The organism is Sphingomonas bacterium (genome assembly GCF_903643035.1).
Taxonomy (GTDB): Bacteria; Pseudomonadota; Alphaproteobacteria; order Sphingomonadales; family Sphingomonadaceae; genus Sphingomonas.
The window spans coordinates 1-8,109 of the sequence record NZ_CAHJWW010000133.1 but is presented as its reverse complement, the minus strand read 5'-3'; the positions used below and the strand labels follow the sequence as shown (position 1 = coordinate 8,109).

Annotated in this window: 8 protein-coding genes, 1 tRNA gene and 1 pseudogene; 7 read left to right on the top strand and 3 right to left on the bottom strand. The window is 70.3% G+C overall.

Features of this window, described 5'->3' with window-relative positions:
* The 4 genes from HUV01_RS09550 to HUV01_RS09535 form a co-directional block, all read left to right on the top strand.
* Positions 1-978 (top strand): M24B family metallopeptidase (locus HUV01_RS09550; protein ID WP_174298046.1); only part of this gene is annotated, 978 nt, incomplete at its 5' end.
* The gene (locus HUV01_RS09545) at positions 924-1,061 is read left to right on the top strand and encodes a hypothetical protein (protein WP_174298045.1); all 138 of its coding nucleotides are present in this window, start codon (positions 924-926) and stop codon (positions 1,059-1,061) included. The genes HUV01_RS09550 and HUV01_RS09545, both read left to right, overlap by 55 nt.
* Positions 1,062-1,291: 230 nt before the next feature.
* Positions 1,292-1,366, top strand: a tRNA-Thr gene (locus tag HUV01_RS09540).
* A gap of 182 nt (positions 1,367-1,548) precedes the next feature.
* A complete protein-coding gene (locus HUV01_RS09535) occupies positions 1,549-2,079 on the top strand; it encodes a methyltransferase domain-containing protein (RefSeq protein WP_368040020.1) in 531 nt (176 codons plus the stop codon).
* Between the two features lie 28 nt (positions 2,080-2,107).
* Here the strand turns inward: HUV01_RS09535 and HUV01_RS09530 are convergent, their stop codons facing one another.
* From HUV01_RS09530 to HUV01_RS09520, 3 genes are all read right to left on the bottom strand, one after another.
* Positions 2,108-2,635: a gamma carbonic anhydrase family protein gene (locus tag HUV01_RS09530; protein WP_174298043.1), complete on the bottom strand. Its 528-nt coding sequence runs from the start codon at positions 2,633-2,635 to the stop codon at positions 2,108-2,110.
* Positions 2,635-4,734 carry a malate synthase G gene (locus tag HUV01_RS09525; RefSeq protein WP_174298042.1) on the bottom strand — a complete coding sequence of 700 codons (2,100 nt, stop codon included), beginning with the start codon at positions 4,732-4,734 and terminating at the stop codon, positions 2,635-2,637. Before HUV01_RS09525 ends, HUV01_RS09530 begins: the two co-directional genes overlap by 1 nt.
* 110 nt (positions 4,735-4,844) lie before the next feature.
* On the bottom strand, positions 4,845-5,297 hold the full coding sequence (locus tag HUV01_RS09520; RefSeq protein WP_174298041.1) for a MarR family winged helix-turn-helix transcriptional regulator: 453 nt from the start codon (positions 5,295-5,297) through the stop codon (positions 4,845-4,847).
* Between the two features lie 107 nt (positions 5,298-5,404).
* Between HUV01_RS09520 and hppD the strand changes: the two genes are divergently transcribed.
* From hppD to HUV01_RS09505, 3 genes and pseudogenes are all read left to right on the top strand, one after another.
* Positions 5,405-6,469, top strand: coding sequence for a 4-hydroxyphenylpyruvate dioxygenase (gene hppD, locus HUV01_RS09515; RefSeq protein WP_174298047.1), 1,065 nt, complete (start codon positions 5,405-5,407; stop codon positions 6,467-6,469).
* Between the two features lie 159 nt (positions 6,470-6,628).
* A complete protein-coding gene (gene hmgA / locus HUV01_RS09510) occupies positions 6,629-7,918 on the top strand; it encodes a homogentisate 1,2-dioxygenase (protein ID WP_438827164.1) in 1,290 nt (429 codons plus the stop codon).
* Positions 7,915-8,109, top strand: a pseudogene (locus tag HUV01_RS09505) (hypothetical protein); the annotation flags it as partial. The gene hmgA and the pseudogene HUV01_RS09505, both read left to right, overlap by 4 nt.

Here is an 8,109-nt window from a genome sequence, read left to right as displayed (position 1 = left end):
CTGGCTGCGGCCGGCGCTGCCGTCCTCCCCCTACGCGATCCGGTGGTGCTGGCCAAGGCGACCAAGAACCCGGCCGAGATCGCCGGCCACCGCGCCGCCAGCGTGCGCGACGGCGCCGCGCTCAGCCGCTTCCTGCGCTGGATCGCGATGGAGGCGCCGCGGGGCGGCGTGACCGAACTGTCGGCGGCGGCAAGGCTGCTCGCGTTCCGACAGGAGACGGGGCTGCTGCTCGACCTGTCGTTCGAGACGATCTCCGCCACCGGCGCTCACGGCGCGATCCCGCACTATCGCGTGACGCCTGAAAGCGATGCCTCCCTCGAGCCGGGCCAGCTCTACCTCGTCGACTCGGGCGGGCAATATGCCGACGGCACCACAGACGTGACCCGCGTCGTGCCGATCGGCCCACCGACGCCCGAGATGCGCGACCGCTTCACCCGCGTCCTCAAGGGGCATGTCGCGGTCGCCACCGCCAGCTTCCCGCACGGCACGTCGGGCACGCAGATCGACGCGCTCGCGCGCCGGCCGCTGTGGGACGCGGGCCTCGACTTCGCCCACGGCACCGGCCACGGCGTCGGCAGCTACCTTGCGGTGCACGAGGGGCCGGCGCGGCTGGCGCCGCCGACCTATCCCGGCGGCGGGGTGTTCGAGCCGCTGCTGCCCGGCATGATCCTGTCCAACGAGCCCGGATACTACAAGGCCGGCGAGTACGGCATCCGCATCGAGAACCTGCTGCTGGTGGTGGCGCGCGACGTGCCGGGCGCGGATCGCGCGATGCTGGGGTTCGAGACGCTGACCCTCGCGCCGATCGATCGCGATATGATCGATCCGGCCCTATTGACGGCGCCCGAGCTTTCATGGCTAGATGCGTATCACGCCAGGGTCGCAGCAACGATCGGCCCGGCGCTGGAGATGGAGGACAGGGCATGGCTCGAGTCAAGATGTATGCCGGTCGGGTCGCCAACAGCACCGCATGGCTGATCGCCGGCGGCGCCACGCTGGCCGCGGCCTATGCCGGCAGCGCCATCGCGGCGCACCTTGGCACGTTGATCGACTGGCGATGACCTGACGTCAGTCGCACCGCCCGGAACCGGCCGGGGGTCCGGGCGGTATCGACGCGGCGTTGTCCTGCGGCGCCCCCGTTTGTTTACGCCGCCTCAGATTGGCCCGCAGGGCAGCGGCCAGCCGCTGGCGTCGATCATCGGGAGCCATGGCCGCCTATCGCGCGGGCGGCGCGGGTTGACAATCCCACCCGCCTCGTCTCTTGAGCCACCACGCGCCGCTAGCGGCCGATGCTGCCGTAGCTCAGTGGTAGAGCGCATCCTTGGTAAGGCTGAGGTCGTGAGTTCAATCCTCACCGGCAGCACCAGCATCCCCATGACGCGGGTCGTCGACCGCCCTTCCGGCAGAGGCCGTCGGCCTTGCGGGACACCGGGCCGCGCCCGTCGTCCAGGTGGCGGCGTTGTCACACCTGCGCGGGATCCGACGTCCCTGGCGGGCGGCCATGCCGCTGTCGGCGCCTCTGCACAGGCCCGCGTTCGGGGTTGAGGATTGCCGGCGCCGTTCGACCTCGTCATGTTCGTGGGATCCCTGCATCACGTCGAGAACCTGAACGCCATGCTTGGCAAGGTGCGGGATGTTCTGACACCGGACGGGAAGCTGCTTTACAACGAGTATGTCGGCCCCTGCTACATCTCGTTTCCGGACGATCGGGTGGCGCTGATAAACCGGGCGCTGCGGTCCGTCCCGGCGGAGTTCAAGATCTCGCCGGACGCGCAATGGTCCAATCCCACCCTTGAACAGATCCAGCAGACGGACCCGAGCGAGTCGGTCCGTTCGGCGCTGATCCCGCAGTTCCTGCGCCTGTATTTCGATGTGGAATGGGAGCGCGGCTTTGGCGGAGGGCTGCTCCACCCGCTTTTCCAGCTGTTGAACAAGGACCGCTTGGCCGTCCTCGACGCCGGCGCGAAGGCCGTCATCTCCATGCTGATCGGGCTTGAGGAGCTGCTGGAGGAGCAGGGCCTCCTGCCTTCCGACTTCGTTCTGGGCGTGGCGGGTCAGAAGGTCCGCGACGCCGGCTGACGGGAAGCCGCGCGCGATATCCCGTCGGTCAGGCGTTGATGCGCAGGAGGCGGACGGCATAGTCGCGCTGCCTCGCGACATAGCCGTCGGCGGACCGTCGAAGCGCGGCGATCGCATCGGGTGACAGGTCGCGCACCACCCTGGCGGGCGAGCCCATGACCAGGCTGCCGGGCGGGAACGCCTTGCCTTCCGTCACCAGCGCGCCCGCGCCGACCAGGCAGTCGTCGCCGATCGTCGCGCCGTTCAGCACCGTCGCCCCCATGCCGACCAGGACGTTGGTTCCGACCGTGCAGCCGTGGAGGATCGCGCGATGGCCGATCGTGCATCCGGCGCCGATGCGGAGCGGCGCGTCGGGATCGGCGTGCAGCATCGCGCCGTCCTGGATGTTGGTCCGGTCCCCCACCACGATCGCGCCGTTGTCGGCGCGGATCACCGCCCCGAACCAGACGCCCACCCACCGGCCCAGCCGGACGTCGCCGATCAGGTCCGCGGAGGGCGCGACCCAGCTGTCGGGCGGTATCGTCGGCCGCCGACCCGCGAACTCGTACAAAGGCATCAGCCGGCCTCCTTCATCCGGGCGCGGAAGCGGTGGAGCAGCGGCTCGGTATAGCCGCCGGGCTGTTCCAGCGCTTCGAACACCAGCGCGCGCGCCGCCTGGAACGCAAGGCCGGCCTCGCCGTGCCCCGCCATCGGCCGATAGCGCGGGTCGCCCGCGTTCTGCGCGTCGACCCTCCCCGCCATCCGCGCGAGCGCCGCGTCGACCCCGTCAGCCGAGACGACGCCGTGGAGCAGCCAGTTGGCGATGTGCTGCGACGAGATGCGCAGCGTCGCGCGATCCTCCATCAGGGCGACGTCGTGGATGTCTGGCACCTTGGAACAGCCCACGCCCCGGTCGATCCAGCGCACGACATAGCCAAGCATGCCCTGCGCGTTGTTCTCCAGCTCGTCGCGGACCTCGTCGGGCGACCAGTCGCTGCGGTCGGCGAGCGGCACCGTCAGCAACCGGTCGAGGCTCGCGACCGGCTCTGCGCGCCGCTCGTCCTGCCGGGCGGACACGTCGACGTCGTGATAGTGCGTCGCGTGCAGCGTCGCGGCGGTCGGGGAGGGGACCCAGGCGGTGCTGGCGCCGGCGCGCGGGTGGCCGATCTTCTGCGCCAGCATGTCCGCCATCCGGTCGGGCGCGGCCCACATGCCCTTGCCGATCTGCCCACGGCCGGACAGCCCGCAGGCGAGGCCGATCTGGACGTTGCGGTCCTCATAGGCGGCGATCCACTCGCTCGCCTTCATGTCGCCCTTGCGGACCATCGGACCCGCCCGCATCGACGTGTGCATCTCGTCGCCGGTCCGGTCGAGGAAGCCTGTGTTGACGAACACGATCCGGTCGCGGACCGCGTGGATGCAGGCGGCGAGGTTGGCGCTGGTCCGCCGCTCCTCGTCCATCACGCCGATCTTGATCGTGTGGCGCGCGAGGCCCAGCAGGTCCTCGACCGCGTCGAACAGCGCGTTCGCGAACGCCGCCTCGCCTGGACCGTGCATCTTGGGCTTGACGATGTAGATGCTGCCCGCGCGGCTGTTCTGGCGACTGCCGTTGATGTCGTGGAGCGCGATCAGCGACGTGACGATCACGTCGAGTATGCCCTCCGGCGCCTCCCCGCCGTCGGGCAGGAGGACGGCGGGCGTCGTCATCAGGTGGCCGACGTTGCGGACGAACATCAGGCTGCGGCCGGGGAGGGTGAACTCCTTTCCGTTCGGGTCGGTGTAGCGGCGATCGGCCGCCAGCCGCCGCGTCATCGGGCGCCCGCCCTTCTCGAAGCTCGCCTCCAGCGTGCCCTGCATCAGCCCGAGCCAGTTGGCGTAGCCGGCGACCTTGTCCTGCGCATCGACGGCCGCGACCGAGTCCTCCAGGTCGGCGATGGTCGTGATCGCGGATTCGAGGATCACGTCGGCGATGCCGGCCGGGTCGTCGCGCCCGACCGGTCGGGACCGGTCGATCACCAGCTCGATGTGCAGCCCGTTATGGCGGATCAACCAGTTGTCGCCGGCCTGCCCGACCAGCCGGGCGGGATCGGCCAGCGCAGGCCTGCCGCCCGCCCACTCCGTCCACGAACCCTCCGCCAGCGGCGCCGCGCGGTCGAGGAACGCCCTGGCCCAGGCGATCACGGCCGCGCCGCGCTGCGGATCGTGGCCGCCGGGCCTTGCGGCGCCGGAGATCGCGTCCGTCCCGTACAGCGCGTCGTACAGGCTGCCCCAGCGCGCGTTGGCCGCGTTGAGGAGGAAGCGCGCGTCGAGCATCGGCACGACCAGCTGCGGCCCCGCGACGGTCGCGACCTCCGCATCGACGTTTCGCGGCGCGACCGCGAACGGCGCGGGCTCGGCGACGAGGTAGCCGATGTCGCGCAGGAACGCCTGATACCCGCGCTGGTCGATCGGCCGGCCAGCGCGCGCATCGTGCCAGGCGTCGATCCTCGCCTGAAGCGCGCCGCGCACCGCCAGCAGCGCCGCGTTCTCGGGGGCGAACCGCGCATGGATGCCGGCCACGCCGCGCCAGAACCGGTCTGGCGTCAGCCCGGTGCCGGGAAGCGCCCGTTCCTCCACGAACCGCGCCAGCGGCTCGGCCACCTCCAGTCCGCTGCGGTCGACATAGGTCTCGGTCATCGTCCGCCTTCATCGGTGGCTGCGGTCCGGGATGGATCCGCTCCGGTCTTTGTCTCATCGAGGCCGCATCAACGAGACGGGGAGATCGCCGTGCCCCCGGCGCGGCGGCGCTACGGGCCTTGCAGGTCCAGCACCGCCGCGTCGATCCGTTGCAGCACGGCGACAAAGGCGCGCAACTCGTCCGGGTCGAACCCTTCGAAGATGCGTCGCTCCAGCTCCAGCGCCTTGGGCGCGACGAGCGCGTGGAGGTCGTTGCCCGCCGCCGTCAGCTCCAGCATGTGCGAGCGGCCGTCGCCCGGATGGCGGACGCGCGCGAGCAGGCCGCGTTCCACCAGCGCGATCGCGGCGCGGCTGACCGTCACCTTGTCCATCCGCGTCCGCGCGCCGACCGCGGCCTGCGTGATGCCGCCGGTCTCGGCCACCACCGCCACCAGTCGCCATTCGGGGATGGAGAGGCCGAACAGCGCCTCGTAGGTGCGGGCGACCCGCTCGCTCACCAGGTTGGACGTGAACGACAGGCGGAACGGGATGAACGCGTCGAGGACGAGCGATGTCTTGGCCATGCCCGCGTTGGTATCCGTTGACACCGTTCCTGGGGAGTCGCATATTGGTATCAATCGATACCAACCAGTCGGCGACACCAGTCAGCAACATCAGTCAGGACCGCGCGATGGACCATATGGACGTCAACCCGATGGGGCTCGACGGGTTCGAGTTCTGCGAGTTCACCTCGCCCGATCCCGACGCGATGGCGCTGCTGCTGGAGCGGTTCGGCTTCGTCGCCGCCGCGACCCACCCGACAAAGGCGGTGACGCGGTACAAGCAGGGGCGGATCAGCCTGTTGCTGAACCGGGAGGAGACCGGCCATGCTGCGGACTTCCGCGCCGTCCATGGCCCGTCGGCGAGCGCGATGGCGTTCCGGGTGCGGGACGCGGCCGCCGCCTATGACGCGGCCCTGGCGCGCGGCGCGAAGCCCGCGCCGGTGGGCGCGGCGCTGGACGGCGTGCCCGCGCTGGAGGGGATCGGCGGATCGATCCTGTACCTCGTCGACCGGCACGGGGCGGCCGGCTCGGTCTATGACGACTGGACGGAGGTCGCGGGCGCCGCGGAGGCGGAGGCGGCGAACAACGTCGGCCTCGACCTGCTCGACCACCTGACCCACAACGTCAGGCGCGGCGAGATGCGGACCTGGGCCGCGTTCTACGGCCAGATCTTCGGCTTCGAGGAGCAGAAGTATTTCGACATCAAGGGCCGCGCGACCGGGCTGTTCAGCCAGGCGATGATCGCGCCCGACCGCGCGATCCGCATCCCGCTGAACGAGAGCCAGGACGATCACAGCCAGATCGAGGAGTTCCTCCGCGATTATAACGGCGAGGGCATCCAGCATCTGGCGCTGACGACCCACGACATCTTCGCAACCGTGGAGAAGCTGCGCGCGCGCGGCGTCGGGCTTCAGGACACGATCGAGACCTATTACGAGCTGGTCGACAAGCGCGTGCCCGGCCACGGCCACGACCTCGAACGCCTCCGCAGGAACCGCATCCTGATCGACGGCAACGTCGGCGAGGAGGGCCTGCTGCTCCAGATCTTCACAGAGCCCATGTTCGGGCCGATCTTCTTCGAGATCATCCAGCGCAAGGGCAACGAGGGGTTCGGCAACGGCAATTTCCAGGCGCTGTACGAATCGATCGAGCTGGACCAGATCAGGCGCGGCGTCATCACGGTCGATGCCTGAAAATCCTTCCCCGCCAGGGGAAGGTGGCGCGCCGGAGGCGTGACGGAGGGGGAGGACAGGCAAACGTCTGGTTTACCGCCCCTCCGTCAGCTTCGCTGCCGCCTCCCCCTGGCGGGGGGAGGACTTGGGTTTACCGAGTTCCGATGTGAGAGGATGCGCATGACCGCCTATCTCGCCGGCTTCGCCAACCACTTCGCCACGCAGGCCATTCCCGGCGCGCTGCCCGTCGGGCGCAACTCGCCGCAGCGGGTGCCGTTCGGCCTCTATGCCGAGCAGCTGTCGGGCACCGCCTTCACCGCGCCGCGCGCCGAGAACCGGCGATCGTGGCTCTACCGGCTGCGCCCCGCCGCCAACCACCCCGCCTTTACCCCCTATGATGGCGCCCCGCACCTGAAGTCGGCGCCGTTCGACGCGGCGCCGCCGTCGCCGAACCGGCTGCGGTGGGACCCGCTGCCGCTGCCGCCGCCCGGCGCGCCGGTCGACTGGCTCGACGGCCTCGTCAGCTATGGCGGCACCGGCAACGTCGCCGAACAGTCGGGTGTCGGCATCCACCTCTATGCCGCCAGCCTCGACATGACGCGCGCGTTCTTCTGCGCGGACGGCGAGCTGCTGATCGTGCCGCAGCAGGGCCGGTTGGCGATCGATACCGAGCTTGGCCGCATCGATCTCGCGCCGCTCCAGGTGGCGCTGATCCCGCGCGGCGTGCGCTTCCGCGTGGCGCTGCCCGACGGCGAGGCGCGCGGCTATGTGCTGGAGAACTACGGGGCGCTCCTGCGGCTGCCCGAGCTTGGACCGATCGGCGCCAACGGCCTCGCCAACCCACGCGACTTCGAGACGCCGGTCGCCTGGTTCGAGGATGTCGACGAGCCGATCGAGCTGGTGCAGAAGTTCGGGGGAGGCCTGTGGACGACGACGCTCGACCATTCGCCGTTCGACGTCGTCGCCTGGCACGGTAACCTCGCGCCATGGCGGTACGACCTCGCCCGCTTCAACACGATGGGCACCGTGTCCTTCGACCATCCCGACCCGTCGATCTTAACCGTCCTGACATCCCCGTCCGACACGCCGGGGATCGCGAACTGCGACTTCGTGATCTTTCCGCCGCGCTGGATGGTGGCGGAGGGGACGTTCCGCCCGCCGTGGTTCCACCGCAACGCGATGAGCGAGTTCATGGGGCTGATTGAGGGCAGCTACGACGCCAAGGAGGGCGGCTTCTCGCCCGGCGGCGCGAGCCTGCACAACCAGATGAACGGCCATGGCCCCGACCAGGCCAGCTATGAGAAGGCGGTCGCCGCCGACCTGAAGCCCCACAGGATCGACGGCACGATGGCGTTCATGTTCGAGACCCGTCACGTCGTCCGCCCGACCCGCTGGGCGAGCACGAGCCCGACGATGCAGCTCGACTATGACGCCGTGTGGACGGGCTTTGCCAAGGCGCAGCTGCCATGACCGGCATCGACGAGACCCATGACCCTGCGCTGACCAGCTGGGTGGCGGGCGCCGACGGGCACCGCGACTTCCCGGTCCAGAACCTGCCGCTCGGCGTCTTCTCGCCGGCGGGCGGGAGCGCAGGCGGAAGCGGGGGCGGGGGCGGGAGCGGGGCGCCGCGGATCGGCGTCGCGGTCGGCGACCGCATCCTC

Coding starts and splice junctions, on each gene's coding strand:
- HUV01_RS09545 (WP_174298045.1), top strand. CDS start 924: ATGGCTCGAGTCAAGATGTATGCCGGTCGGGTCGCCAACAGCACCGCA.
- HUV01_RS09530 (WP_174298043.1), bottom strand. CDS start 2,635: ATGCCTTTGTACGAGTTCGCGGGTCGGCGGCCGACGATACCGCCCGAC.
- HUV01_RS09525 (WP_174298042.1), bottom strand. CDS start 4,734: ATGACCGAGACCTATGTCGACCGCAGCGGACTGGAGGTGGCCGAGCCG.
- HUV01_RS09520 (WP_174298041.1), bottom strand. CDS start 5,297: ATGGCCAAGACATCGCTCGTCCTCGACGCGTTCATCCCGTTCCGCCTG.
- hppD (WP_174298047.1), top strand. CDS start 5,405: ATGGACCATATGGACGTCAACCCGATGGGGCTCGACGGGTTCGAGTTC.
- hmgA (WP_438827164.1), top strand. CDS start 6,629: ATGACCGCCTATCTCGCCGGCTTCGCCAACCACTTCGCCACGCAGGCC.